This window comes from Methylobacterium mesophilicum, from assembly GCF_036441335.1.
GTDB lineage: Bacteria > Pseudomonadota > Alphaproteobacteria > Rhizobiales > Beijerinckiaceae > Methylobacterium > Methylobacterium mesophilicum_B.
This window is the reverse complement of sequence record NZ_MLBW01000034.1, coordinates 80040-105587: the sequence shown is the minus strand read 5'-3', so window position 1 is coordinate 105587 and position 25548 is coordinate 80040. Positions and strand designations below refer to the sequence as shown.

25 protein-coding genes and 3 pseudogenes are annotated in these 25548 nt (G+C 71.9%); 7 read left to right on the top strand and 21 right to left on the bottom strand.

The features are described 5' to 3' along the window. Positions 1-178: 178 nt before the first annotated feature. Positions 179-1693 (bottom strand): DHA2 family efflux MFS transporter permease subunit, encoded by a 1515-nt coding sequence (locus tag MMR14E_RS21205; protein ID WP_331317014.1) that lies wholly within the window; start codon positions 1691-1693, stop codon positions 179-181. Between MMR14E_RS21205 and MMR14E_RS21200 the strand changes: the two genes are divergently transcribed. Beyond that, complete coding sequence (locus tag MMR14E_RS21200) at positions 1662-1955, top strand: PAS domain-containing protein (protein ID WP_331317013.1); 294 nt, start codon at positions 1662-1664, stop codon at positions 1953-1955. The two genes, MMR14E_RS21205 and MMR14E_RS21200, sit on opposite strands and share 32 nt — an antisense overlap. Before the next feature lie 6 nt (positions 1956-1961). On the opposite strand, the gene MMR14E_RS21195 is transcribed toward MMR14E_RS21200, so the two are convergent. Next, the gene (locus MMR14E_RS21195) at positions 1962-3212 is read right to left on the bottom strand and encodes an HlyD family secretion protein (RefSeq protein ID WP_331317011.1); all 1251 of its coding nucleotides are present in this window, start codon (positions 3210-3212) and stop codon (positions 1962-1964) included. A gap of 137 nt (positions 3213-3349) precedes the next feature. Here MMR14E_RS21195 and MMR14E_RS21190 point away from each other — a divergent pair, with 137 nt between their 5' ends. Beyond that, complete coding sequence (locus MMR14E_RS21190; protein ID WP_331318595.1) at positions 3350-3988, top strand: TetR/AcrR family transcriptional regulator; 639 nt, start codon at positions 3350-3352, stop codon at positions 3986-3988. 115 nt (positions 3989-4103) lie between these two features. Here the strand turns inward: MMR14E_RS21190 and dxr are convergent, their stop codons facing one another. The 6 genes from dxr to MMR14E_RS21160 form a co-directional block, all read right to left on the bottom strand. After that, the gene (gene dxr / locus MMR14E_RS21185) at positions 4104-5282 is read right to left on the bottom strand and encodes a 1-deoxy-D-xylulose-5-phosphate reductoisomerase (protein ID WP_331317009.1); all 1179 of its coding nucleotides are present in this window, start codon (positions 5280-5282) and stop codon (positions 4104-4106) included. Between the two features lie 19 nt (positions 5283-5301). Further along, on the bottom strand, positions 5302-6225 hold the full coding sequence (locus tag MMR14E_RS21180) for a phosphatidate cytidylyltransferase (RefSeq protein WP_331317007.1): 924 nt from the start codon (positions 6223-6225) through the stop codon (positions 5302-5304). A 19-nt stretch (positions 6226-6244) separates the two neighbouring features. Beyond that, positions 6245-6808 (bottom strand): ribosome recycling factor, encoded by a 564-nt coding sequence (gene frr / locus MMR14E_RS21175; RefSeq protein ID WP_012320386.1) that lies wholly within the window; start codon positions 6806-6808, stop codon positions 6245-6247. 115 nt (positions 6809-6923) lie between these two features. Next, on the bottom strand, positions 6924-7646 hold the full coding sequence (pyrH, locus tag MMR14E_RS21170; RefSeq protein WP_026604897.1) for a UMP kinase: 723 nt from the start codon (positions 7644-7646) through the stop codon (positions 6924-6926). 462 nt (positions 7647-8108) lie between these two features. Next, positions 8109-9035: a translation elongation factor Ts gene (tsf, locus tag MMR14E_RS21165; RefSeq protein WP_331317005.1), complete on the bottom strand. Its 927-nt coding sequence runs from the start codon at positions 9033-9035 to the stop codon at positions 8109-8111. A 118-nt stretch (positions 9036-9153) separates the two neighbouring features. After that, the gene (locus tag MMR14E_RS21160) at positions 9154-10221 is read right to left on the bottom strand and encodes a 30S ribosomal protein S2 (protein ID WP_331291092.1); all 1068 of its coding nucleotides are present in this window, start codon (positions 10219-10221) and stop codon (positions 9154-9156) included. A gap of 239 nt (positions 10222-10460) precedes the next feature. Here MMR14E_RS21160 and MMR14E_RS21155 point away from each other — a divergent pair, with 239 nt between their 5' ends. Then, positions 10461-10718 (top strand): hypothetical protein, encoded by a 258-nt coding sequence (locus MMR14E_RS21155; RefSeq protein WP_331317003.1) that lies wholly within the window; start codon positions 10461-10463, stop codon positions 10716-10718. Between the two features lie 17 nt (positions 10719-10735). On the opposite strand, the gene MMR14E_RS21150 is transcribed toward MMR14E_RS21155, so the two are convergent. The 8 genes and pseudogenes from MMR14E_RS21150 to MMR14E_RS21115 all read right to left on the bottom strand — a co-directional run. Next, entirely contained in the window at positions 10736-11476 is a 741-nt protein-coding gene (locus MMR14E_RS21150; protein WP_331317001.1) for a 16S rRNA pseudouridine(516) synthase, read from the bottom strand. A 13-nt stretch (positions 11477-11489) separates the two neighbouring features. Then, on the bottom strand, positions 11490-12395 hold the full coding sequence (locus tag MMR14E_RS21145; protein ID WP_331316999.1) for a class I SAM-dependent methyltransferase: 906 nt from the start codon (positions 12393-12395) through the stop codon (positions 11490-11492). A 151-nt stretch (positions 12396-12546) separates the two neighbouring features. Continuing rightward, positions 12547-13545 carry a GTPase Era gene (era, locus tag MMR14E_RS21140; protein ID WP_331316998.1) on the bottom strand — a complete coding sequence of 333 codons (999 nt, stop codon included), beginning with the start codon at positions 13543-13545 and terminating at the stop codon, positions 12547-12549. Then, positions 13542-14321: a ribonuclease III gene (gene rnc, locus MMR14E_RS21135; RefSeq protein WP_419539386.1), complete on the bottom strand. Its 780-nt coding sequence runs from the start codon at positions 14319-14321 to the stop codon at positions 13542-13544. The genes era and rnc overlap by 4 nt, the downstream gene beginning before the upstream one ends. Further along, entirely contained in the window at positions 14318-15133 is an 816-nt protein-coding gene (gene lepB, locus MMR14E_RS21130; RefSeq protein ID WP_331316995.1) for a signal peptidase I, read from the bottom strand. The genes rnc and lepB overlap by 4 nt, the downstream gene beginning before the upstream one ends. Before the next feature lie 158 nt (positions 15134-15291). Further along, entirely contained in the window at positions 15292-15702 is a 411-nt protein-coding gene (gene acpS, locus MMR14E_RS21125) for a holo-ACP synthase (protein ID WP_331316994.1), read from the bottom strand. Beyond that, complete coding sequence (locus tag MMR14E_RS21120; protein WP_331318593.1) at positions 15699-16448, bottom strand: pyridoxine 5'-phosphate synthase; 750 nt, start codon at positions 16446-16448, stop codon at positions 15699-15701. Before MMR14E_RS21120 ends, acpS begins: the two co-directional genes overlap by 4 nt. Positions 16449-16616: 168 nt before the next feature. Next, a pseudogene (locus MMR14E_RS21115) lies at positions 16617-17159 on the bottom strand (1-deoxy-D-xylulose-5-phosphate synthase N-terminal domain-containing protein); the annotation flags it as partial. Between the two features lie 447 nt (positions 17160-17606). Between MMR14E_RS21115 and MMR14E_RS21110 the strand changes: the two are divergent. From MMR14E_RS21110 to ettA, 3 genes are all read left to right on the top strand, one after another. After that, a complete protein-coding gene (locus MMR14E_RS21110; protein WP_331316992.1) occupies positions 17607-18497 on the top strand; it encodes a DNA/RNA non-specific endonuclease in 891 nt (296 codons plus the stop codon). 9 nt (positions 18498-18506) lie between these two features. Continuing rightward, positions 18507-18827: a hypothetical protein gene (locus MMR14E_RS21105; RefSeq protein ID WP_331316991.1), complete on the top strand. Its 321-nt coding sequence runs from the start codon at positions 18507-18509 to the stop codon at positions 18825-18827. Between the two features lie 183 nt (positions 18828-19010). Next, positions 19011-20663: an energy-dependent translational throttle protein EttA gene (gene ettA, locus MMR14E_RS21100; protein ID WP_331316990.1), complete on the top strand. Its 1653-nt coding sequence runs from the start codon at positions 19011-19013 to the stop codon at positions 20661-20663. Between the two features lie 123 nt (positions 20664-20786). Here ettA and MMR14E_RS21095 read toward each other — a convergent pair whose 3' ends face one another. Further along, positions 20787-21734 carry an NAD(P)-dependent oxidoreductase gene (locus tag MMR14E_RS21095; RefSeq protein ID WP_331316989.1) on the bottom strand — a complete coding sequence of 316 codons (948 nt, stop codon included), beginning with the start codon at positions 21732-21734 and terminating at the stop codon, positions 20787-20789. Between the two features lie 286 nt (positions 21735-22020). Between MMR14E_RS21095 and MMR14E_RS21090 the strand changes: the two are divergent. Further along, positions 22021-23100: pseudogene (locus MMR14E_RS21090) on the top strand (OpgC family protein); the annotation flags it as partial. Between the two features lie 64 nt (positions 23101-23164). Here the strand turns inward: MMR14E_RS21090 and MMR14E_RS21085 are convergent. The 4 genes and pseudogenes from MMR14E_RS21085 to MMR14E_RS21070 form a co-directional block, all read right to left on the bottom strand. Next, positions 23165-23302, bottom strand: a pseudogene (locus tag MMR14E_RS21085) (NTP transferase domain-containing protein); the annotation flags it as partial. Continuing rightward, positions 23295-24347, bottom strand: coding sequence for a molybdopterin-binding protein (locus MMR14E_RS21080; RefSeq protein ID WP_331316987.1), 1053 nt, complete (start codon positions 24345-24347; stop codon positions 23295-23297). The pseudogene MMR14E_RS21085 and the gene MMR14E_RS21080, both read right to left, overlap by 8 nt. After that, positions 24344-25045 (bottom strand): XdhC family protein, encoded by a 702-nt coding sequence (locus MMR14E_RS21075; RefSeq protein ID WP_331316985.1) that lies wholly within the window; start codon positions 25043-25045, stop codon positions 24344-24346. The genes MMR14E_RS21080 and MMR14E_RS21075 overlap by 4 nt, the downstream gene beginning before the upstream one ends. Next, positions 25045-25368, bottom strand: coding sequence for an XdhC family protein (locus MMR14E_RS21070; RefSeq protein ID WP_012320410.1), 324 nt, complete (start codon positions 25366-25368; stop codon positions 25045-25047). Before MMR14E_RS21070 ends, MMR14E_RS21075 begins: the two co-directional genes overlap by 1 nt. Positions 25369-25548 lie beyond the last annotated feature (180 nt).

Sequence of the window (25548 nt, the reverse complement as noted above, 5' to 3'; positions counted from 1 at the left end):
GCCGTATTCCTGGCCGTCTCGGCGCCGGCTTCTCGGGCCGGCCATGCGCCTGTCTAGCAGATCGGCGGTGCCGACCGCCAACGCAATCCTGCGGGCCGGCCGCGGAAGGTCGCACGCGCCGTCCGATTCCGCACCGGCCGGCCGCGCGCGGCAGGTCCCGCCCGTCAGTGGCCGCCCGTCAGTGGCCGCCGCCTCCGCCCGCGCCGGCATTCGGCCGCCGGATCATGGGGACCGCGCAGGCCATCGCGAGGAACAGGACGGTGAGGGCCAGGAACACGTCCTCGAAGGCCATGACGAGGCCCTGGATGCGCACCGTGTTGGTCATCGCCTTCAGGGCCATGTCGGAGGCGGCGCTGCCGTAGGCGTCGAAGCCGCGCTGCAGCGCGTCGAGGCGCTCCAGCGCGGCCGTGTTGGCCCAGGTGAAGCGCTCGTGGAGCCGGGCGAGGTGCAGGTCCCAGCGGTCGTTGAGGATCGTGTTGATCAGCGCGAGCCCGACCGCGCCGCCGAGGTTGCGGGTCAGGTTGAACAGGCCCGACGCGTTCTTCATCCGCGCCGGCGGCAGCGTGCCCAGCGCGATGTTGTTGATCGGGATCATGCACAGCATCAGCGAGCAGCCGCGCAGGACCTGCGGCAGCAGCAGCTCGTAGAAGTCCCAGTCCTTGGTGAGTCCGGTGACGATCCACGTGCCGCAGGCGAAGCCGACGAAGCCGATCCCCATCATGATGCGGGGATCGACCTTGCCCGAGAGCCGGCCGGCGATGGGGGCGGTGGCGAACATACACAGGCCGGAGACGAACATCGTCTCGCCGATCATCAGCGCCGAGTACCCGCGCACCCGGGCGAGGTAGACCGGGTAGATGTAGGTCAGCCCGTAGAGGCCGATGCCCAGCACGAAGCTGGCCACGCAGCCGCTGGCGAAGTTCCGGTCCGAGAAGGCCCTCAGATCGACGATCGGCTGCTTCGCCGTGAAGACCCGCCAGAAGAACAGCAGGGCCGACGTCGCGCAGACGATCGCGCAGGCGAAGACCGCCTCGTCCTGCAGCCAGTCGTGGTTCGGGCCCTCCTCCAGCACGTATTCGAGGCAGCCGAGGAAGCCGGCCATGAAGGCGAGGCCGGCCCAGTCGAACGATCTGATCAGGCCGTAATTGGGCTCGTCGAAATCGACCAGGATCCAGGTCGAGACCGTCACGAAGATGCCCGGCACGACGTTGATCAGGAACAGCCAGTGCCAGGACATCAGGTCGGTCAGGTAGCCGCCGACGGTCGGCCCGATCGTCGGCGCCAGCGTGGCCACCAGACCGATCATCGGCGAGACGATCGTCCGCTTCGAGGGCGGGAAGATCGTGAAGGCCGCGGCGAAGACGGTCGGGATCATGCCGCCGCCGATGAAGCCCTGGAGCGCCCGCCAGACGATCATCTCGCCGATCGACGAGGAGGTGGCGCACATCAGGCTCATCAGGGTGAAGCCGCCCGCCGAGATGGCGAACATCCAGCGCGTCGAGAGCACCCGCGACAGCGTGCCGGAGAGCGGGATCGAGATGACCTCGGCGATCAGGTAGCTGGTCTGGACCCAGGGGATCTCGTCGCCGGAGGCCGAGAGCCCGGCCTGGATCTCGTTCAGGGAGGCCGAGACGATCTGGATGTCCAGGATCGCCATGAACATGCCGAAGACCATGCAGACGAACGCCACCATGCGGCGGCGGTCGAGGGGCGGCTCGGCGGCGCGGGTCTGGTACAATCAGCGCTGGTACGACTACACCGGCACCTCCCTCGACGAGATGCGGGGCTGGGGCTGGCGCACGGTCCACCACCCGGACCACGTCGCGGCGGTGACCGAGCGCTACCGCGCCGCGATCACGCTGGGCCGGTCCTGGGAGGACACGTTCCCGCTGCGCGGTCGCGACGGGAGCTATCGCTCGGCGCGCCGGGCGCGAGGGCGGCGCTGGCGGCCATGATGGGTCTCAGCGGCTCGSGGTGCTGACCGGCCGCGGCGCGGAGGCGCGGTCCAGGACGGAGCGGTCCGCGCCGGTGCGGGTGTCGACCCGCACCACCGCCGACAGGCCCGGCCGCAGCAGGCCCTCGCGGGCGACCTCTTCGGGCACGCGCACCCGGACGGGCAGGCGCTGGACGATCTTGGTGAAGTTGCCGGTGGCGTTGTCGGGCGGCAGCAGGCTGAACACCGAGCCGGAGGCCGGCGAGAACGATTCCACCACGGCGTGGATCTCGCGGTCCGGATAGGCGTCGACCGTCACGGTCACGGGCTGGCCGGGACGCATGCGCTCGACCTGGGTCTCCTTGAAGTTCGCGTCGATCCGGACGCTCTGAAGCGGGACCAGCGCGGCGATCCGCGTGCCGGGCCCGACATAGGCGCCGGCCTCGACCGCCTTGTTGCCGACCACCCCGTCGAAGGGCGCGCGGATCGCCGTGAAGTCGAGGTCGCGCCGGGCCCGGTCGACGGCGGTGCGGAGCTCCGCCGCGAGGCTCTCCGCCTCGCGCTTCTGCGCCTGGAGCACGTCGACGTTGGCGCGGGCCGCGAGGAGGCCGGCCTCCATGGCCTTCACGGAGGCTTCGGTGCGGTCGCGATCGGCGCGGGTCTGGTCGATGCGCGACTTGGCGACGTAATCCGCCTGCATCTGCGTCGACCGGGCGAAGTCGGCCTGGGCGCGGACGGCGTCGGCACGGGTCGCGTCGAGCTGCGCGGCGGCCTGGGCGACCTGCGCCTGCGCCGCCTCGGCCTGCCGGCCGATCCGCGCGATGGTGCTCTCCTGGGTGGCGAGCTTGTCCTGCGCCGCCTGCAGCGCGAGGCGGTAGTCGCCGTCGTCGAGCTTGGCGATGACGTCGCCCTTCTTCACCGCGAGGCCGTTCACCACCGGGACCGACTGGAGATAGCCCGGGATCTTGGCCGCGAGGACCGAGATGTCGGCCTGGACGTAGGCGTCGTCGGTCGAGACGAAGAACCGCCCGACGGTCCACCACTGCCATCCCTGATAGGCGCCGCCGCCCAGGGCGGCCGTGAGCAGCCCGAGCAGGACGAGCCGCTTCACGGAGCGCTTGCGGGCGGGCGGCGCCTCGGTCGGCATGGGCGTCGGCAGAGCCGCCGCGGCGGGGGCCGGCGCGGGCGGCGCGGAGCGCTCGGCACGCGGCTCGTCCCCGGCCTCGATGCTGGTCTCGAGACCGGAACTCGGCCGATCGGCGTCCTCGCGAAGGGACATTGAAGCGCCTCGACATCGATGACCGAACCGTTCGGTCAATGACGGGGAGCGGCTTGACGCGCCCCCGAAGAAGCCGCAGGTTATTTTGACCGAACGGTTCGGTCAAGCGTGACGGTGTCACGGTGCGGAGCGGGATGATGGCTCACGGTGCGGCGCTGGAGCGGGGTCAGGCCCAGCACGAGGGCGACAAGCGGCAGCAGATCCTCGAGGGCGCGCGGACGGTGTTCCTCGCGGCGGGGTTCGACGGCGCGAGCATGGGCGAGATCGCCCGCGCGGCCGGCGTCTCCAAGGGTACGCTCTACGTCTACTTCGAGAACAAGGAGGACCTGTTCGAGGCGCTGGCGATCCAGGAGAAGGCCAGCCTCGCCGAGGCATTGTTCACCCTGGACGCGGACGATCCCGACGTGCCGGGCGTCCTGACGCGGCTCGGAAGCAGCTTCCTGACCGAGATGTGCCGGCCGGCGCACGTCTCGCTGGTCCGCATGGTCATCGGCGCGAGCGAGAAGTTTCCGCGCTTCGGACAGGTCTACTACCAGGCCGGTCCGGCCCGCGGCGTCGAGCGACTCTCGCGCTACCTCGACGCGCAGGTCCAGGCGGGACGCCTGACGATCGCCGACACCGAGCTCGCGGCCCGGCACTTCCTGCATCTCTGCCAGGCGGGTCTGCTGACCCGCCTGCTGTTCGCGGCGGGCGGCATCGCCGGTGAGGCCGAGATGCGCCATCAGGTCGACGAAGCAGTGCGGGTGTTCCTGGCCGGGTACGGCCCCGCGCGCTGAGGCGCGGCTCAGGCGGGAAACGTCGTCGCGAGCGCGGCGAAGAGATCCAGCGGCGCCACGCTCGCAGAATGTTGCGCCGTCCTGGGTTGCTTCGCCGCGCTCGCAATGACCGGGTTCAGCCGGCGGCGCGCAGTTCCGGCAGGGCCTCGGCGCTCCAGATCCGCACGTGGGCGTCGATGGCGAGCGCCTCGTCGACGTCGGCGGGCGCCGTCCGGTACTGGCCGGCGAAGTGGGTGCAGGCGCGCTCGACCAGATCGCTGATCCCGTAGAAGCCGATCCGGCCGGCGATGAAGGCCGCCACCGCGATCTCGTTGGCGGCGTTCATCACGGTAGGCGCCGCGCCGCCCGCGGCCAGGGCCGCGCGGGCGATCCGCAGGCACGGGAAACGCGCCTCGTCCGCGGCCTCGAAGGTCAGCGAACCGAGCTTCACGAGGTCGAGGGGCCGGCCCCGCTCAATGGTCAGCCGGTCACCGAGGCCCAGGCAGTGCGAGATCGGCACGCGCATGTCGGGCAGCGCCAGCTCGGCGGTCACCGCCCCGTCGAGCCAGTAGACCATGCCGTGGATCACCGATTGCGGGTGCACGACCACGTCGAGGCGCTCGGGCTCGATGCCGAACAGGTGGTGCGCCTCGATCAGCTCGAGCCCCTTGTTCATCAGGCTCGCCGAATCGATGTTGATCTTCATGCCCATCGACCAGGTCGGATGGGCGGCGGCCTCGGCCGCGGAGGCGGCGGCGATTCGCTCGCGGGTCCAGGTCCGGAACGGGCCGCCCGAGGCCGTGATCATCATGGTGCGGACGTCGGCGAGCGGCCGGCCGGCCAGCGCCTGGCTCAGCGCGTCGTGCTCGGAATCCATCGGCAGGATCGTGGCGCCGTAGCGGGCGGCGTCGCGCATGAAGGCGTCGCCGGCGCAGACGAGGCTCTCCTTGTTGGCGAGCGCGACCTTGCGGCCCAGGCGCAGGGCGGCGTGGGTCGATTTCAGGCCCGCCGCGCCGCTCACGGCGGCCACGACGATGTCGGCGTCGCGGGCGGCGGCCTCCATGACGGCCGCCTCCCCCGCCCCGTTCGGGATGCCGGAGCCCGACAGGGCCTCGGCCAGCGCCGGGCCGGCGGCCTCGTCGGCGAGCGCCGCGAAGGAGGCGTCGAGCTCGCGGGCGACCTTGGCCAGGGCGACGGGATCCTTGCCGCCCACCAGGGCGCCGACGCGGAACCGGTCGGCGTGCTGCGCCAGGAGGTCGGCGGTGGAGCGGCCGATCGAGCCGGTGGCGCCGAAGACGGTGACGACCTGGGTCACGGGTTGAACTCCCTCATCGTCACGGGATCAGACCGCCCCCGCGCAGGGCGAGATAGAGGGCCGCGAGCACGGCGACCGCGAAGAATCCGTCGAGCCGGTCCATGACGCCGCCGTGGCCCGGGATGATCTTGCCCGAGTCCTTGACGCCGTAACGGCGCTTCAGGCCGGACTCGATCAGGTCGCCGGCCTGGCTCAGGACCGAGGCGAGCGCGCTCACGCCCGCCACGACCGGGAGCGAGGCGGCACTGGGCAGGGTCATGCCGGCGAGGTCGGCGACGACCGGGACCAGCGTCCCGGCGACGACCGCGCCGACGAGGCCGCCGAGGGCGCCCGACCACGTCTTGTTGGGCGAGACCCGGGGCATCAGCTTGGGGCCGCCGATCTTCCGGCCGGCGAAGTAGGCCGCGATGTCGGTGGACCAGACCACCGCGAACATCCAGGCCGGCCCGACGAGACCGATGGCGGGGTCGTCGCGCAGGGCCACCGGCACGGCCGCGATCGCGGCCGCGCCGAGCACCCCGAGGAAGGCGCGGAGCCGGCCCCGGCCGGTCCGCGCGACCGTGGCGNCGTTCACCGCGTAGGCGGCCAGCAGGACGCCCCGGGCGGCCGGATCGGCGTCGCCGTTCCAGGCGAGCACGCCGGCGGTGGTGGTGAGCGCGAAGATCACCGCCCAGACCGGGCCGAAGGCCCAGTCCGGCGGCTTCCAGGCGCCGAGCGTCGCCGCACCCAGCGCGATCAGCACCTCGCGGGGCTCGGTGCGGCTCATCACCATCCACTCGGCGAAGCCGACGATGCCGGCGGCGAGCCAGATCCCCGCGAAGGGCCAGCCACCATAGACCAGGGCGGCCAGCACGCCGGCCCCGAGGACGAGGCCCGAGGCGACGCGCAGCCACAGCTCGCGCCGTCCCGAGGGACGCGCGGCCGGTGCGGCGGCGGAGGTCACGCGCGTCCCGTCCCGCGCCTCAGACCTGCATGATCTCCTTCTCCTTGGACGCCAGCACGCCGTCGATCTCGGCGATGTACTGGTCGGTCGCCTTCTGAACGTCGGTGGCCTGACGCTTCTCGTCATCCTCCGAGATGGCGCTGTCCTTCAGGAGCTTCTTGAGGTGGTCGAGACCGTCGCGGCGCACGTGGCGCACGGCGACGCGGGCCTCCTCGGTGTACTTGTGGGCGACCTTGACCATCTCCTTGCGGCGCTGCTCGTTCATCTCGGGGATGCGGAGCCGGATGGTCTGCCCCTCGGTCTGCGGGTTGAGGCCGAGGTCGGATTCGCGGATCGCCTTCTCGACGGCCGTGACCATGCTGCGGTCCCAGACCGAGATCGACAGGAGCCGGGGCTCCGGCACGCTAACGGTGGCGACCTGGGCCATCGGCATCATCGAGCCGTAGGCGTCGACCTGGATCGGGTCGAGGAGCGACGGCGTCGCGCGCCCGGTGCGCAGCGAGCCGAGATCCTTCGAGAGCGAGGCGACGGCGCCCTGCATGCGGCGCTTGATGTCGTTGAGATCGAATTCCGGTGTGGCCATGAGGGTCGTCCCGAGACGTCTGACGTGGTCTTGAGCCCGGCGCGGGCAGTCGCGGCCTCAATGGACGAATTTTTTCAGGGCCGCAAACGGTCGCGGCGCCGTTTCTGCTGCCGCGTCAGGGCGCCACGAGGGTCGAGGGCGCGTCGCCCGACAGGATCGCGGCGATCGAGCTCGGCGGGTGGAGCGAGCCGACCACGATCGACAGGCGGCTCTCCCGGGCCAGCGCGAAGGCGGCGGTGTCCATCACCTTCAGGTCGCGCGCGATCGCCTCGTCGTGGGTGATGCGGTCGTAGCGCGTCGCGCTCGGGTCCTTCTTCGGGTCCGCCGAGTAGACCCCGTCCACCTGCGTCGCCTTGAGGACCGCGTCGCAGCGCAGCTCGGCGGCGCGCAGCACAGCGGCGGTGTCGGTGGTGAAGAACGGGTTGCCGGTGCCGCCGGCGAGGACGACGACCTGGCCCTTGTCCAGATGGTGCAGGGCCGGCTGGCGGGCGTAGGTCTCGCAGATGGTCGGCATCGACACCGCCGACATGGTCCGCGCCTGGACGCCCGCGGCGTTGAGCGCCGTCTCGATCGCCAGCGAGTTCATAACCGTGGCCATCATGCCGAGCGAATCCCCGGTCGCCCGGTCGATCCAGCCGGCCGCGGAGATCCGCGCCCCGCGGATCATGTTGCCGCCGCCCACCACGATGGCGATCTCGGCGCCGGACTCGATCGTGCGGGCTATGTCCTCGGCGAGCGCCGCCAGCGTCGGCGGATGCAACCAGTAGCCGTCCGGAGCGGCGAGCGCCTCGCCCGACAGCTTCACGAGGATACGGCGAAACGGCGTCGTCTCCGGCATCTGGGCCCCCGGCTCCATCCCGCATCGCGTGAGCGGGGAGGCTTCTACGTCAACCGCCCGAGCGCCGTCGAGAGCCCCGGCACCGATCCGGCGGGGATCGTGGGCCGAAATGCTACCGGCGCGCGAGCGATGTGTGAGAGACGCGTGCCCGGGGAGGACGTCTGCGCCGCCGGTGCGGTCCGGGTCCGGAGCGGCGCCCGTTCTCAGCTGCCGGCCAGGACGCCGACGGCGCCGAAGACGGTCATGGCGAGGCCGGAGGCGAACACGCCGATCATGAGGTAAGAGAAGGGCTTCAGAGGCATGCCCGGAATCTGGCGCGGCGGCGCACAGCGGACTGTGCGGCGCAGCACGTCCCGGCGCCGATTGACCGGGCGACCCCGGAAACGAGAAGCCCCGCCCGGCTCGCGCCGGACGGGGCTGATCTCACGACGGCCCGGCCGGACGGGCGGACCGCGTAAGGTCTCAGGCGCGGCCGGCCTGCTGGGCGACCTCGGTGGCGAAGTCCGGACCCTCTTCCTTCTCGATGCCGTCGCCCAGCGCGTAGCGGACGAAGCCCGTCAGGGTCACGGGGCCGCCGACCTTGGAGCCGGCCTCCTTGAGGACCTGGCTCACGGTCTTGGAGCCGTCGTGCACGAAGGGCTGCTCGAGGAGGGTGACCTCCTTGTAGTAGCTCTTCAGGCCGCTCTCGACGATCTTGGCCATCACGTGGTCCGGCTTGCCGGCGTTCTTCTCGCGCAGGATGTTCGACTCGCGCTCCACCGTGGCGGCATCGACGCCCGAGGCGTCCAGCGCCACCGGGTTGGTCGCCGCGATGTGCATGGCGATCTGGCGGCCCAGGGCCGAGAGCGCGTCGACGTCGCCCTCAGACTCGAGCGCCACGAGCACGCCGATCTTGCCGAGACCCTCGGAGATCTGGTTGTGCACGTAGGAGGCGATGACGCCCTTCTTGACCTCGAGCTTGGTGACGCGGCGCAGGTTCATGTTCTCGCCGATCGTGGCGATCAGGGCCTGCAGCTTCTCCGAGACGGTCTCGGTGGCACCCGGGAAGTGGGCGTTCTGGAGACCCTCGAGCGTGCCGTCGGTGTTCAGGGCGATCTTGGCGGCCTCGCGGGCGAAGGCCTGGAAGGCGTCGTTGCGGGCGACGAAGTCGGTCTCGGAGTTCACCTCGACCACGGCGGCGTGGTGACCGGCGGACTCGACGGCGACGAGGCCCTCGGCGGCGACGCGGCCGGCCTTCTTGGCGGCCTTGGCGAGCCCCTTCTTGCGCAGCCAGTCGACGGCGGCCTCGATGTCGCCCTGCGTCTCGTTGAGCGCGCCCTTGCAGTCCATCATGCCGGCGCCGGTCTTCTCCCGGAGCTCCTTCACCATCGCGGCGGTGATGTTGGCCATGGCGGTCCCTTTCGTGTGGTCTGGATGCGAGAGGCCCGGCGCGCGGGTGAGCGGCCGGGCCCGGTATGCCTGGATTCGCGACGGCCCGATGACGGTGCCGCCGCGAAGCCCCGTTAGATCAGGCCGCGGCGGCGGCCTCGACGAAGCCGCGGGCCTGCGAGACCCACGAATCGCGGTCGATGCGGCCGTTGAGCTTCAGGTCGGCATCGACCTTGGCGACGTCCTCGGGGGTCATCGCGGCGAGCTGCCAGTAGTGGTAGATGCCGGCGTCGTTGAGCTTCTGCACGATCTGCGGGCCGGCGCCGTTGAGCTTGGTCAGGTCGTCCGGCGCGCCGCGCGGGGCGGCGAGCAGCTCGAAGTGCTCGGTCGACTCCGCGAGCATCGCCACGTCGGCCGGGTCGAGGGCGTCGGACTCGACCGTGACGGCCGCGTCGTCGTTCGCCGGCAGCTCCTCGGCCATCGGCTCCTCGGAGGCGCCGAGGTCCATGCCCGACGAGCCCTGGGCGCGCGAGATGCCGTCGATGGCGGCCTTGGCGATCAGGTCGCAGTACAGCGCGATCGCGCGGCCGGCGTCGTCGTTGGCCGGGACGATGTAGCTGATGCCGTCCGGGTTGCAGTTGGTGTCGACGATGGCGGCGACCGGGATGCCGAGGCGGTTCGCCTCCTTGATCGCCAGCTGCTCCTTGTTGGTGTCGATCACGAACAGCAGGTCCGGGACGCCGCCCATGTCCTTGATGCCGCCGAGGGCCTTCTCGAGCTTCTCCTTCTCACGGGAGAGCATCAGGCGCTCCTTCTTGGTCAGGCCCGGGCCGCCGGTCTCCAGCGTCTCGGTGACCTTGCGCAGGCGCGAGATCGAGCCCGAGATGGTCTTCCAGTTGGTGAGCATGCCGCCCAGCCAGCGGGAGTTGACGTAGTACTGGGCCGAGCGCTTGGCCGCCTCGGCGATCGTGTCGGCCGCCTGGCGCTTGGTGCCGACGAACAGCACGCGGCCGCCCTTGGCGACGGTGTCGCTCACCGCCTGCAGCGCCTGGTGCAGCGCCGGCACGGTCTGGGCGAGGTCGATGATGTGGATGTTGTTGCGGGTGCCGAAGATGTACGGCTGCATCTTCGGGTTCCAGCGGTGGGACTGGTGACCGAAATGGGCGCCCGCCTCGAGGAGCTGACGCATAGAGAAATCGACGGCCATGGCTCTTGTGCTCTCCGGTTATATCCGCCGCGGAGGGATGCGGTCGGCCGAGAGTTCGGACGACCACCGGAAACGCCTCATTCAGGCATGAGGCCGGCTCCGCGTGTGGGATGGGCGGGCGCTTAGCAGAGGGCGGGTCCGAAGGCAAGGTGCGGCGGGGCGGCGCTGGCCATCCCTGAATCACAGCCTGCGTTCAGACCGCTTGCAACACGCGGCCTCGCCTCGCGAGAGTTCGGACCATGGCGGCGGTCGCATGCGACACCCTGAAATTCGCCCGGACCCTCCGGGAGAAGGCCAAGCTCTCCCCGGAGCAGGCGGAGAGCTTGGCCGACGCCATGGCGGAAGCGTTGCAGGGCGATCTCGTCACGAAGGCGGATCTGCGCGCCGAGCTGGCGGATACGCGGTCCGAGATCATGCGCTGGGTGGCGGGCCTGATCGGCTTCCGGACACTCGCTGTCATCGGCGCGGTCGTTGCCCTCGCCCGGGCTCTGCACTGACAGGCGCGCCGCCCGGATCACCCGCCCGCGAACACCGCCGCCACATCGTCGGCCATCATCACCCGGTACGCCCCCGCCGGCAGGTCCGCCGGCAGAGTGAGACCGCCGACCCGATCCCGGTGCAGCGCCGCGACGTGGTTACCGACGGCGGCGAACATCCGGCGGACCTGGTGGTAGCGGCCCTCCGTCAGCGTCACCGCGCAGCGCGTGGCATCCTCGACGTCGAGCCGCACCGGCAGGAGCGGGCGCTCCTCGCCCTCCAGCACGAGCGTGCCCGCGGCGAACACCTCCGCCTCGCGGCCGGTCAGCGGCCGGTCGAGGGTGACGCGGTAGCGCTTCGCCACCTGGGCCTTCGGGCTGATGATCCGGTGCAGGAGTGCCCCGTCGTCGGTCAGCAGCAGCAGGCCCGAGGTCTCCTTGTCGAGGCGCCCGACCGTGGAGAGCGGCGGGTCGCGGCGGCGCCAGCGCTCGGGCAGCAGCCCGTAGACCAGCGGGCCCGCCTCCTTGTGGGAGCAGGTCACGCCCAGCGGCTTGTGCAGCATCAGGCACAGGCCGGGGAGCGGGTCGAGGGCCTCGCCGTCGATCGTGAGGCGCTCCGGCAGGTCCGGCGCGAGTGCGATCCGGTCGCCGGCATCCGCCAGCTCCGCGCCGTCGAGGCGGATCGCGCCGACGCGGGCGAGCGCCTGGATCTCGCGGCGGGAGCCGTAGCCGAGATTGGCGAGGAGCTTGTCCAGGCGGACGGATCGCGCCGCGCTCATGGAAACGGCGCGCTCACCGGCGGGCCTCGTAGACCCGGTAGCCGTTCGCCTGGACGGTCACCGCGACGTGTCGGAACGCCTCGCGCAGGCTCGCCTCGTAGGGCAGGTGCGCGTTGGCCACGAGCCACAGCGCCCCGCCGGGGCGCAGGGCCTCGGCGGCCCGCGCGATGAAGGCCCGGCCGAGCGCCTGATCCTCGCTCCCGCCCTCGTGGAACGGCGGGTTCGTGACGACGAAATCGAGGTGGTCCGGCACGGCGCCGGACGCCCGGATATCCGCCCAGAGAATCGTGGCCCGCGGGTCGGCGACGTTGCGGCGGGCCATCTCGACGGCGCGCCGGTCGATCTCCAGCAGGGTCAGGGCGGTCACGGCCTCGGACCCCAGGACGGCCCGCGACAGGATGCCGAGGCCGCACCCGAAATCGGCGCCGCGACCCTTGAGGGCCGGGAGGTTCGCCAGCAGCAGCGCCGTGCCGGGATCGAGCCGGTCCCACGAGAAGATGCCGGGCTGCGTGCACAGGGCGAGGTTGTCGACGTGGCGCGGGCCGCCCTCGTCGATCGCCTCGGCGAGGCCGGCCGGCGCCGTCGGGCGCTCCGCCGTGCAGATCCGGTGGTGCCGGCGCGGCTGGTCGGCGGCCGTGCAGCCGAAGGTCGTCAGCTCCTTGGCGAGGCGTGTGCCGCCGCGATCCTTCGGCGCCAGGGCGACCATGCGGCCGCCCGGCCCGAGGGCGCGCAGCACCTGGGCCAGCACGTAGCGCCGCTCGACCGTTCCGGGCGGTGCGAGCACGGTGGCCGAGTCGAGGCTGTTCTCGGCGAGATCCTCGAGCCGCGCGGCGCCGGGAATCATGGGGGAAAGCTGGACGGCGTCGCCCGGGACCTCGGCGAGGTCCACCGGCGGCAGGCCGTAGACGGCATGGCGCATAGACAATTCGGGATTTGGAGTGCCGAATCCGGAACGCGAATCCGCGGCGGAGCGGGGTAAACCCGCGCCCGACTCGGTTCATCCGGGGGGAACACCGCGTTTATACCGGAACCGGCCCGGAAGCCCAGCCTCCCGCGCGGGTCCCGCCGCGTCAGCCCCGCGGGAATTCCAGTCCCATCTCGCGGTAGCGGGCCGGGTCGTCGGCCCAGTTCTCCCGCACCTTCACGTGCAGGAACAGGTGGACCTTGGCGTCGGCCGCCTCGGCGATCTCGACGCGGGCCGCCTGGCCGATCGACCGGATGGTCTGGCCGCCCTTGCCGAGCACGATCGAGCGCTGGCTCTCCCGCTCGACGAAGATCGTCTGCTCGATCCGCACCGAGCCGTCGGGCCGGATCTGCCACTGGTCGGTCTCGACCGTGGAGCGGTAGGGCAGCTCCTCGTGCAACCGGTCGTAGATCTTCTCCCGGGTGATCTCGGCGGCGAGCATGCGCAGGGGCGCGTCCGAGACCTGATCCTCCGGGTACAGCCACGGGCCCGCCGGCATGCGGGCGGCCAGCGCCCGGCGCAGGTCGGCCACGCCGTCGCCGTTGAGCGCGGAGATCATGAAGGTCTCGGCGAAGGGCGCGGCGGCGTTGAGCCTGGCGGCGAGATCGAGCAGACGCTCGCGCGGGATGAGGTCGATCTTGTTGAGGATCAGGAGCTTCTCGCGCTTCACCTCGCCGAGCCGGCCGAGCACCGCCTCCACTTCCGCGTCGACACCCTTGCGCGCGTCGACCAGCAGGCAGACGGCGTCGGCGTCGGCCGCGCCGCTCCAGGCCGAGTGGACCATCGCGCGGTCGAGGCGGCGCTTGGGCGCGAAGATGCCGGGCGTGTCGACCAGCACGACCTGGGCCGAGCCCTCGATGAGGATGCCCCGCACGAGGGCCCGGGTCGTCTGGACCTTGCGGGAGACGATCGAGACCTTGGTGCCGACGAGATTGTTGAGCAGGGTCGACTTGCCGGCATTCGGCACGCCGATCAGCGCGACGAAACCGGCCCGGGCGTCGGCGGGCGTGCCGGGAAGGGTGGACGGGTCGCGCGCCGGCTCCCGGGGCGGCGCCGCGTCGGGCCCGTCCTGCGCGTGGTGATCGTCCTGCTCGTGCGCGCTCATGCTGTCTCCGTCGGCTCCGCATCCGCGGAGGCCCCGATCCCCTCCCGCTCCATCAGGGCCCGGGCGGCGGCCTGCTCGGCGATCCGCTTCGACGTGCCGTCACCGAGACCGGGTTCCAGACCCTCGACCTGCACGGCGATCCGGAACCGGGGGGCGTGGTCGGGACCGGTGCGCTCCACCACCGCGTAGGTGGGGATCGGCAGGCTGCGGCCCATGGCCCATTCCTGCAGAGCGGATTTGGCGTCGCGGCCCCGCGCCGCCGCGGTCGGCTCGCCGGGGCGGAAATGCGCCTCGACCACCGCGCGGGCGGCGTCGAACCCGGCATCGAGGTAGATCGCGCCCAGGATCGCCTCGCAGACGTCGGCCAGGATCGTCTGGTTGCGCCGGCCGCCGCCCATGACCTCGCCCTGGCCGAGGATCAGGTGCGGGCCGACCTCCCAGGAGGCGGCCACGGCTGCGCAGGTCTCGCGCCGGACGAGGGCGGCCAGGCGCCGGGAGAGGTCGCCCTCGTCGGCCTCCGGGAAGGCGCCGTAGAGGCGGTCGGCGACCGCGAGCCCGAGCACCCGGTCGCCGAGGAATTCGAGGCGCTGGTAGCTGCCGCCGCGGCCGCTCGCCTTGCTGGTGTGAGTCAGCGCGCGGGTGAGGAGGTCCTGATCGCCGAAGCTGTGCCCGATCCGCTCCTCAAGCGCGGTCAGGGGCGGGCGCGGCTTGTGGGCCCGCCGGGATCGGGCGTTGGCCCGGGGCTGCGCGGCGTCGTCCAAGTCCGGGCCGGTCAATGGATCGTCGTGAACAGGCGCGACCAGCGCACGTGGGCCGGCCAGTTCCAGACCTGCCAGGCCGGCGTACCCTCGTCGATCGAGAAGAAGATCATCTCGGCGCGCCCGACCAGGTTGGCGAACGGCACGTAGCCGACATTGGCGAGATCGCGCGAATCGGTGGAGTTGTCGCGGTTGTCGCCCATCATGAAAAAGTGACCGGGCGGGACCGTGTACAACTCGGTCTTGTCCCAGAAGCCGTTGTCGCCGTCGCGCTCGATCACCCGGTGGACCACGCCGTTGGGCAGGGTCTCCAGGTACTGCGGCACCTTGGTCGGCTGGCCGTAGGGATCGGTGGTCTCGTAATCGGCGATCCGCTCGCGCTTGACCGCCTTGCCGTTGATGTTGAGCACGCCGTCGATCATCTGGATCTTGTCGCCCGGCAGGCCGATCACGCGCTTGATGTAGTCGGTCGAGTTGTCCTTGGGCAGCTTGAACACCGCGATGTCGCCGCGCTTCGGGTCGGCGCCCCAGATCCGGCCGTCGGCCTGGATCGGAATGTATTCCGACAGCGGCAGCGAATACTTGGAGTATCCGTAGGAATATTTCGAAACGAACAGGTAATCGCCGATCAGCAGGGTCGGCACCAGCGAGCCGGACGGGATGTTGAACGGCTGGAACAGCAGCGTCCGCACCACTAGGGCGATCAGCAGCGCCTGGATGCCGACCTTCAGCGTCTCGCGGATGCTGGCCCAGGTGCCGGTCTCGGCAGGTTTCCTGAGCGGCTTGCCGTCGTAATCCACGCGCGCGTTCCGTCTTCGGTTGAGGTTCATCGCCCGCGATCCGCGGGGCGCGGCCCCGCCGCGCGCGGCCTGATGTGCGGTTGTCCTGAGGAATGCGCCGCAATCGTGTCCACCGTGATCGGCGGTCTAGACCATGCGCGAGCCCCCCGCAACGCGCGACCGCCGCTGGCTAATCCGCGACCCCGGCCTCAACCGGCGACGGGGACCGGCAAGGCTTCGATGATCACGAAGGCTTGCGCCATCGGCGGATCGTCCGTGAGGCTCACGTGCAGCCGCGCCGCGTGCCCGGCCGGCAGGAGCCCGGCGAGCCGCTCCGCCGCACCGCCCGCGAGCCGCAGGGTCGGCTGCCCGGAGGGCAGGTTCACGACCTCCATGTCGCGCCAGAACACGCCCGCGCTGAGGCCGGTGCCGAGTGCCTTGGCGCAGGCTTCCTTCGCGGCGAAGCGGCGGGCGTAGCCCTCGGCGCGGGCGGCCCGCCGGTCGCAGCGGGCCCGCTCCCCGTCGGTGAAGACCCTGTGGGTGAAGCGCTCGCCGTGCCGCTCCAGGGTCCGGGCGATCCGGCGGATGTCGCAGAGATCCGAGCCGATCCCGACGATCATGGGTGCCGCGCCCGATCCATGGCGGCCCGCATGTCGCGCACCGCCCGGTCGAGCCCCACGAAGATCGCGTCGGCGATCAGCGAGTGGCCGATGTTCAGTTCCCGGATCTGCGGCAGGGCCGCCACCGGCCCGACGCTGCCGAGGGTGAGCCCGTGGCCCGCGTGGATCTCGAGGCCGAGGCCGGCCCCGTGCTCCGCCGCGCGCCGGATGCGGGCGAGCTCGCGCGCGGTCCGGGCGTCGTCGTCCTCCAGCGCCGCCTCGCAGTAGCTGCCGGTGTGCAGCTCGACCACGGGCGCCCCGAGGGCGCGTGCGGCGTCCATGATCGCGGGCTCGGGCTCGACGAACAGCGAGACGCGGATGCCGGCCTCCGCGAGGGCGCGGATGCGCGGCGCGAGGTGCGCGCGGCCGCCGACGATGTCGAGGCCGCCCTCGGTGGTGCGCTCCTCGCGCTTCTCCGGGACGAGGCAGGCGGCGTGCGGGCGGGTGTCGAGCGCGATCGCCACCATCTCGTCGGTGGCGGCCATCTCGAAATTGAGCGGCACGGACAGGCCGCGCTTCAGCGCCGCGATGTCGGTGTCGCGGATGTGGCGCCGGTCCTCGCGGAGATGCGCGGTGATGCCATCGGCGCCCGCCTCGACGGCGAGCAGGGCCGCCCGCACCGGGTCCGGATAGTCGCCGCCGCGGGCGTTGCGGACGGTCGCGACGTGATCGATGTTGACGCCCAGGCGCAGTTTCTCGGAGGTCATCCGCTCGTTCGTCCCCGTGTCGACGCGGTGCGACAGGCTCACCCGGGGGTTCGGAAGGCGCCGCGCGCCCTCACCCCGTGCCGGCGATATGCGGAGGATCGCGCGCGCCGGCAAGACGGTGTCGAGGATACCGCGGGCAGCGTCACCAATCAGAGCGCGGGTTTCCAGTACCAGAGTGACCAGGGCCTCGTAGGCCATGCCGGCCGACATCGAGCCGTCGCCGATCACCGCGATGGCGTTGCGGCGCTTGAGCGGGCGGTTCTTCGCCTTGGCGGCGGCGTTGTCGAGGTCGCGGGCGACCGCCATGCCCAGCGCGGCCGAGATCGAGGTCGAGGAGTGGGCCGCGCCGAAGGGGTCGTAGACGCTCTCGGAGCGCTTGGTGAAGCCCGACAGGCCGCCGCCCTGGCGCAGCGTGCGGATGCGGTCGCGGCGCTCGGTCAGGATCTTGTGCGGGTAGCACTGGTGGCCGACGTCCCAGACGATGCGGTCGTCGGGCGTGTCGAACACGTGGTGGAGCGCCACCGTCAGCTCGACCACGCCCAGCCCCGAGCCGAGATGGCCGCCGGTGATCGAGACCGCGTCGATCATCTCGGCGCGCACCGCGTCCGCCACCGCCTGAAGCTCCGACTCCGGAAGACGCCGCAGCGCCGACGGGGACGGAACGCGGTCCAGCAACGCCGATTGCTCAGGGGAGAGTGCCAATGCTCGCATCCGTTCGTTCGAGTATGGCGACGGCTCCGTCACGGGCCCTCGGCAACCGCGACGCCAGCAGCCCGGGGACACGCGTTCATGCTAGAACCCGCCCGTCCGTCGCTGTCATGATAGTGCCAGTTACGGACGAACGGCGGCGCGATCAATGTCGGGCCGACGTTTTTTTCAGTCACGTGCCCTTAACGCCACAAGAGGTTCGCCTTTGAATCCGGCTCGTCTGTGCACAATCGTGCTCATGTTCGCGATTACGGGGAGCGGCCAAGCTTACGCCCAGCCGCGGCCGCCGGACGGCAATCTCGACTTCCTCTGCAACTTCCTCGGCGACTGCCCGGCGCGAGTCGCGCCGGGCGGTCCCGATCGCGATGCCCGCCCGTTCGGCAGCAGCCTCGGCCGGCCCTGCGCGTGGCGGGACCGCCCGACCCCGGAGGGCATCCGGCGGGTCCGTGTATGCTGGTGATGCGGGCACCGGCGCTCGCCGCCGCGGTCCTGACCCTCACGCTGGGCGCCCTCCCGGTCCGCGCCCAGGATTCCTGTCCGGCCCTGTTCGCCGACGGGCAGACGCCCGTCCTCACGAATCCGAAGCTCGCCGTCCGCGCGTTCCCGCTGTGCTTCGAGGCCTTCGCGGTCCTGCATTCCGGCGTGACGCGCACGCCGCTCTACGCCGCCGAGCACCTCACCCGCGCCAGCGTCGCGGCGGCCCGGGCGGTCGCCCGCGACGATTCCTTCCACGAGGAGACGCGCCTGCCGGAGGATCAGCGCGGCGCGCTGGAGGATTACGTCCGCAGCGGGTTCGACCGGGGCCATCTCGCGCCGGCCGGGGACATGCCGACACTCGCCGCCCAGGCCGAGTCGTTCAGCCTCGCCAACATCGTGCCGCAGAACCGCGTCCTGAACCGGGGGCTGTGGGCGGATGTCGAGGAGAGCACCCGACGCTTGGCCACCCGCCGGGGCGCGCTGTTCGTCGTCACCGGGGTGATCTTCGCGGGCGACGCGGTGCAGCAGATCAAGGGCGGCGTGCTCGTCCCGACGCAGCTGTTCAAGGCCGTGTACGACCCGGTCCGCGGCGAGGCGGGCGCCTACCTCGCCCGGAACGACGATTCGAAGGACTGGCGCGCCCTGTCGATCGACGATCTCCGCCGGGAATCCGGCATCGACGTCTTTCCCGGCCTGCCGCCCGCGGCCCGGGCGACCGCGATGGGCCTGCCGGATCCCCAGGCCTCCGCCCGCGCGGAGGAGCGCCGCCCCCGGCACGAGCAGACTTGGCAGGACTGGCTCGAGCGCGAACTCACCCGCGCCCTGCGCAAGCTCGTCCGCGACTTCCTGCGCACGTTCTTCTGAGAGGACCCGATGCCCGAGGACAAGCGACGCGCCCGGCCCAAGACGGGGCGCCCGGACAGCGAGAACTCGGACACCGAGGGCTTCGCGCCGTTCGCCGACGATGCCGGGGTGCGCTCCGTCGGCGCCCTGAGCTTCGAGAACGGCACGGACCGGATCGCCCTGCACGGCTCGATCGACCTGACCCGCGACCGGACCGGCCTGGAGCAGGCCAGGCTGCTCCGGGAGACGCTGGACGCGATCGTGAAGGCCCTGGAGGCGTCCGACCTGCCGGACGCCGTGGCGGAGGCGCCGGACGCGCCGCCGCGATCGGTCAAGAACCCCTTCGCGTGAGCGTTCCGGCCCCCGCCCCGGGCCGGCCCGTCCTTGCCGCGTCCCGGCGGGCCTGATACTCGGAGAGGGTCATTCCTATATCGTAGGGACGCGCGTCCAGGACGGGTGCTGAGGCCCGGTGCCTGACCCGTGCCGCTGGCACGATCCGCGCGGTCCCGATCAACGCGCCGAGGACGATCCGCGATGGCTCGCGAATTCATCTACCACATGCGGGGCCTGACCAAGGCCTATACCGGCGGCAAGAAGGTCCTGGATAGCGTCAACCTGTCCTTCTATCCGGACGCCAAGATCGGCGTCCTGGGCATCAACGGCGCCGGCAAGTCGACCCTGCTGAAGATCATGGCGGGGATCGACAAGGAGTTCACCGGCGACGGCTGGGTCGCGCAGGGCGCGCGTGTCGGCTACCTGCCGCAGGAGCCCCAGCTCGACCCGAACAAGACCGTCCGCGAGAACGTGATGGAGGGCGTCGCCGAGAAGCAGGCCATGCTCGACCGCTACAACGAGCTCGCCATGAACTACTCGGAGGAGACCGCCGACGAGATGACCGAGCTCCAGGACCGGATCGAGTCGCTGGGTCTCTGGGAGCTCGATTCGAAGGTCGACCAGGCCATGGAGGCCCTGGGCTGCCCGAGCGACGAGCAGCCGGTCGCCACCCTGTCGGGCGGCGAGCGCCGCCGCATCGCGCTCTGCCGCCTGCTCCTGTGGGAGCCGGAGCTGCTGCTGCTCGACGAGCCGACCAACCACCTCGACGCCGAGACGGTGAACTGGCTGGAGGGCCACCTGCGCCAGTACCCGGGCGCGATCCTGATCGTGACCCACGACCGCTACTTCCTCGACAACGTCACGAGCTGGATCCTGGAGCTCGATCGCGGCAAGGGCATCCCGTACGAGGGCAACTACTCGGCCTGGCTCGTCCAGAAGCAGAAGCGCCTGGAGCAGGAGGGCCGCGAGGACATGGCGCGGCAGCGCTCCATCGCCCGCGAGCAGGAGTGGATCGCCGCCTCCCCGAAGGCGCGCCAGTCCAAGTCGAAGGCCCGCATCACCCGCTACGAGGAGCTGGTCGCGAAGCAGAACAACAAGGTCGACGCCGCCGCGCAGATCGTCATCCCGATCGACGAGCGGCTCGGCAACAACGTCATCGAGTTCGAGCACCTCAGCAAGGCGTTCGGCGACCGGCTGCTGATCGAGGACCTGTCGTTCAAGCTGCCCCCGGGCGGCATCGTCGGGGTGATCGGCCCGAACGGGGCCGGCAAGACCACCCTGTTCAAGATGATCACCGGCCAGGAAAAGCCGGACAGCGGCAAGATCGAGGTCGGCGAGACGGTGAAGCTCGGCTACGTCGACCAGTCGCGCGACGCCCTCGACCCGAACGCCACGGTCTGGCAGGAGGTCTCGGGCGGCAATGACATCATCTATTTCAACAAGCGCGAGATCAACTCGCGCGCCTACTGCGCGGCCTTCGCGTTCAAGGGGCCCGACCAGCAGAAGAAGGTCGGCACCCTCTCGGGCGGTGAGCGCAACCGGGTGCACCTCGCCCGGACCCTGAAGGGCGGCGCCAACGTGCTGCTCCTCGACGAGCCGACCAACGACCTCGACATGGAGACCCTGCGCGCCCTCGAGGACGCGCTGGAGGATTACGCCGGCTGCGCGGTCATCATCAGCCACGATCGCTGGTTCCTGAACCGCATCGCCACGCACATCCTGGCCTTCGAGGGCGACAGCCACGTCGAGTGGTTCGAGGGCAACTTCTCCGACTACGAGGCCGACAAGGTCCGCCGTCTCGGGGCGGATTCGATCATGCCGAAGAAGATCAAGTACAAGCGCTTCTCGCGCTGAGAACGGTCGCCGGCTCCGGGGCGCCGCGGGCGATCCCGGAGCCGGGCGCGTGCGCCTCGCCGTCCGTGCCGGATCGCGGCTGCCGGAACTATCGGTGGCGCGACCGGCCTGCGCGGCCGAAGGTTATCCGAGGCGCGCTCGTGCCTCCGCCAGGATCGTTGACAGGCTCTGCGCGAGCGGGATGGTCGGCGCCCATCCGGTGGCGGCCCCGAAGGCCGCGGGGTCGCAGCCCTCGCTGCGCACCCCCGCCGGGCGGACCCGTCCGGGCGCGACGCTCAGGTCGAACCGCGCGTCCGTCATGCCGCGCAGCGTCTCCAAGATGTCGGACACCGGCGTCACGACACCCGACCCCACGTTGAAGATGCAGCCATCCGCCAGGTCGTCGATCCGCGCGATCACGCGCAGGCACGCCGCGGTGAAGTCGGCCACGTCGAAGAAGTCGCGCCCCGCCGAGAGGTCGCCGACCTCCAGGCTCGGCGGCGCCAGCCCCCGCTCGATGCGGGCGATCTGACCGGCGAAGGAGGCGACCACGAAGGTCTCGCTCTGCCCGGCCCCGATATAGTTCGACGGCCGCAGGACGAGATGCTTGATCCGGGCATTCGCCAGCACGTCGCGAAGGATGTACTCGCAGGCGTTCTTGGTCCGGCCCGAGATCGTGTCGGGGCGCGGCGTGACGCTCTCGTCGGGGCGCGCGCAGGCGCGGAACACCTCGCCGTAGACGACGGTGGAACTGACGAAGACCAGGGCCGCGCGGGTCCGCGCCACCGCCTCGGCGAGGTTGAGGGTGCCGAGCAGGTCCGCCCGCCACGCGTAGGACGGCGTCTCGCTCGCCTGCGCCACCGAGGCCAGGGCCGCGAGGTGGAACACGCAGGTCGGATCGAAGGCCGCGACCGTCTCGGCGAGGTCGCGCGCGTCGAACGGGTCCACGACCTTCAGCGTCGCGCCGTCGAGGGGCGGAAGCGGGTTCCGGTCGAGGCCGAGGATGCGGCTGCCCGGGGGCAGGTCCCGGCGCAGCGCCTCGAGCAGGCGACGGCCGAGGTAGTCTCCCGCTCCGGTGACGAGGACGCGCATGTCCCTTGCTCTCAAACCTGCCTCGAACGCCGCGGTGCGCCCCGTCCCGGCGCGGGCGCCGGAAACCGGGGTCGTCGGCCGCGTCTATACCGGGTCCCGTCCGGACGCGAGGGGTGGTGCGGCCGACGGCCGGCGCGGCGGACGGATCATCGGCGCGACCCCGCCGTTGTGCACATCCGAACAAAGGCACGTGATCGGCGGCGCCCCGGGCGGCCGGCGCGCTATTGTTGCACCGCGGCCCCGGCCGCTCCGCCTCCGGACGGAGAGCGCCACGGTGATGGGCTGAGTGACGCGCCTCGACGATCTCGAAAGGCCCGGCGCCGCGGGACCGCGGTCGCTCCCCGCACCGCCCGCGGAGGCACGGCCCGCGAAGCCCGTCCGCGACGCGCGGGTCGACGTGGTGCGCGGCCTCGCGCTCCTGACGATCTTCATCGACCACATCCCGCGCAACGCGCCGGCCCTGCTGACGCTGCACAATTTCGGGTTCTCGGACGCGGCCGAGATCTTCGTGCTGCTGGCAGGCTACTCGTCGATGATCGCCTACGGCGGGTTGTTCCGGCGCGCCGGGATCCGAACGGCGCTCGCGCGCATCGCCAAGCGCTGCCTGCGCATCTACCTGTTCCAGGCCGGGCTGCTGCTCGCGACCCTGGTCATCGTCCGGATCTGGATGGACCTCACCGGCCTGACGCCGCGGTTCGGCGTCGCGCCCCTGCTGCAGATGGGTCTCCTGCCGGGCCTGCTGCGCGGCCTCGCGCTGAACGCGCTGCCCAACTACCTCGACATCCTCCCGCTCTACATCCTGCTGCTGGCGCTGTTCCCGCTGATTTATGTCGGGATCCGGCGCGGGATCTGGGGCGTGCTGGGCCTCTCGGGCGCCGTCTGGCTCGCCGCCAACGTCGATCACCAGCTGAACCTCCCGAACGCCGCGGCGGTGGATGACGGGTGGTACTTCAACCCGTTCGCGTGGCAGTTCCTGTTCGTGATCGGGGCAGCGCTCGCGGTCACCGTCCGCGCCCATGACGGTATGCTGCCGCGCCGGGGATGGGCCGTTGCGGCGGCCGCGGCCTACCTCGTCTTCGCCTTCCTGCAGGGCGGGTCCTGGGCGGAGTGGGGGCTTCCGGACATCCGGCCCCTGGCGATCGGCCCGCCCGACAAGAGCCATGTCGCGCCCCTGCGCCTGATCAACATGCTGGCGCTGGCCTACCTGCTGTTCAGCGCGCCCGCCGTGGCCCGCGCGAGCCGGTGGCGTCGGCTGCGCCTCATCGACGCCTGCGGGCGGCACTCGCTGGAGATCTTCGCCGCCGGGTGCCTCGCGGCGCTGATCGGCCGCATCCTTTACCGGACCTTCGACCCCACTTGGCCGCTGCAGGTCGCGGTCAACGTCGGGGGGATCGCGGCCATGCTCGGCCTGGCCCACGTCCTGGACGCGCGCCCGCGCCGGGCGGCCGGGCCCGGNCCGCGGCGTGACGGACCAGGGGCCGGCCGTCGAGGGGCGCGAGCAGCTTCGGCGCGGCGCCGAACCGGCTGCCGAGGCCCGCGGCGAGCAGGACCGTGCCGACCTCAGGCACGCCGATCCTCCAACGCCGGATCCGGCTCGTCCTCCGCGGCCGCACCGCCGGCGCGGGGCTGCGGGCGCGACACGATCTCCATCAGCAGGCCGCCCACACCCAGCGCGACGATGTCGGCCCGGGAAACGGTCAGGTCCGCCAGCAGGCGGTGGAGGATCCAGTCGAAGCCGTTCTCCTTGGGCGAGCGGGCGCAGCCCGGCGCGCCGATCACCGGCACGCCGCCGCGGGCGCCGACGAGGAGCAGGTTGCCGGGGTCGACCGGCATGCCGAGATGGTCGACCCGGCCGCCCGCCGCCGCGATCCCGGCCGGGATGACGTCGCGCCGGTCGGCGATCGCCGAGGCGCCGAACACCACCACGAGGTCGGCCCCGGCCCGATCGATCACCTCCGCCAGGGACGCCGCCACGGACGCGGCGGCGTGCGGAACCCGGGTCTCGGCGACGAGCGCGGCGCCGGCGGGCGCCAGGCGGTCGGCCAGGGCCCGGAGGGTCTTGTCGATCGTGGTCTCCTTGAGGCTCGGCAGGCGCGTCGAGACCACCGCCACCCGGCGGCGGCGATACGGAGCCACCGCGAGGACGTCGCCCTCGGCGGCCGCGCAGGCCCGGGCCAGCACGGCGCCCGGCACCGCGTAGGGGATGATCTTCACCGTGGCGACCATCTCCCCCGCGACCACCGGCCGGAAGCGCGGCAGCGTCGCCACCGTCACCGCCTCGTCCACGGCGTTGACCGCGTCGATCCGGSCCGGATCGAGGGTGAGCACGCCCGCCGTCTCGGCGAACAGGTTGCTGCGCCCGGTGAAGGGCGCCTCGACGCGCAGGTTCGGACCGCGCAGGCGCGCCGCGAGCCGCGCCGCGGCGGCGTCCTCGCCGACGTCGCCGGGCTCGAGCGTGGCCACCACGATCTCCGACAGGCCGGCCCGCGCGAGGCCGGCGGCGGCCTCCTCGGCGATGACGGCGCCCTTGCGCAGGGTGATGTCGGCGCCCCGCACCGTGTGCGCGCTGATCAGACCGGCCGCTTCCGCGACCGGGACCGTCCCGAACCTCACGCGACCTCCGGACGGGGCACGCGGCGCAGGGCGGCGACGATCTCGGCGAGCACCGCCAGGGCGATCTCGGCCGGGCTCACCGCACCGATGGGCAGGCCGATCGGCGCGCGGATCCGGCCGATCTGCGCGGGCGTGAAGCCGGCCTCGGTGAGCCGCGCGACGCGCGCCGCGTGGGTCTTCCGCGAGCCGAGGGCGCCCACGTAGAAGCACTCGGCCGTCAGCGCCGCCCTCAGCGCGGGGTCGTCGATCTTGGGATCGTGGGTCAGGGCCGCGAGGGCGCAGTAGCGGTCGAGCACCGGCACGCTGGTCCCGAGGGCGGCGTCCGGCCACGCGGCGACCAGCGCGGTGCCCGGGAAGCGCTCGGGGGTCGCGAAGGCGGTGCGCGGGTCGATCACCGTGAGGGCGAGGTCCAGCCCCGCCGCCATCGGCGCCATGGCCTGCGAGATGTGGACGGCGCCGACGACCACGAGCCGCACCGGCGGCACCTGCACGGTGAGGAACAGGGTCCGCCCGTCCGCCTCCACGAGGCCGCTCTTGCCGGAGGCGAGGTGCTTCGCCAGGACGTCGGCGAGAGGATCGGCGGCGATCGCGTCCTCGCCGACGAGGCGCTGCGCGCCGTCGGCGATGTCGGTGATGAGGATCGCGGCGCGGCGCGCGGCCCGCGCGTCGTTGAGCGCCGCCAGGACGTCGCCGCGCATCAGTCGACCCGCTCGACGAAGACCCGGATCCGGCCGCCGCAGGACAGGCCGGCGCGCCACGCGGTCTCGTCCGCGACGCCGAACTCGAGGACCCGCGGCGCGCCGGCCTCGATCACCTCGATGGCCTCGGTGATCACCGCGCCCTCGACGCAGCCGCCGGAGACGGAGCCCAGGAAATTGCCGTCGCCGTCGACCACGAGGTGGCTGCCCACCGGTCGCGGGGCCGAGCCCCAGGTCTCGATCACGGTGGCCAGCGCCACGGCGCGGCCGTCGCGCCGCCAGGACTGGGCGGCGGAGAGGATGTCTGTGTCGGTGCTGAGCATGGCCTCGTGGACTTTCGGCCGGCGGGCGCCCCCCGCCCCTCACAGGTATGGCCCGCGTGCCGCCGTGCAAGTCGTCCCGTGCCGGCGAGGATCGCGCGGCGCCTTGGGCGATCCCTCGGGCGATCCCCTGGCCGATCCCTTGGCCGATCCCTTGGCCGATCCCGACGCGGATGCGATAAC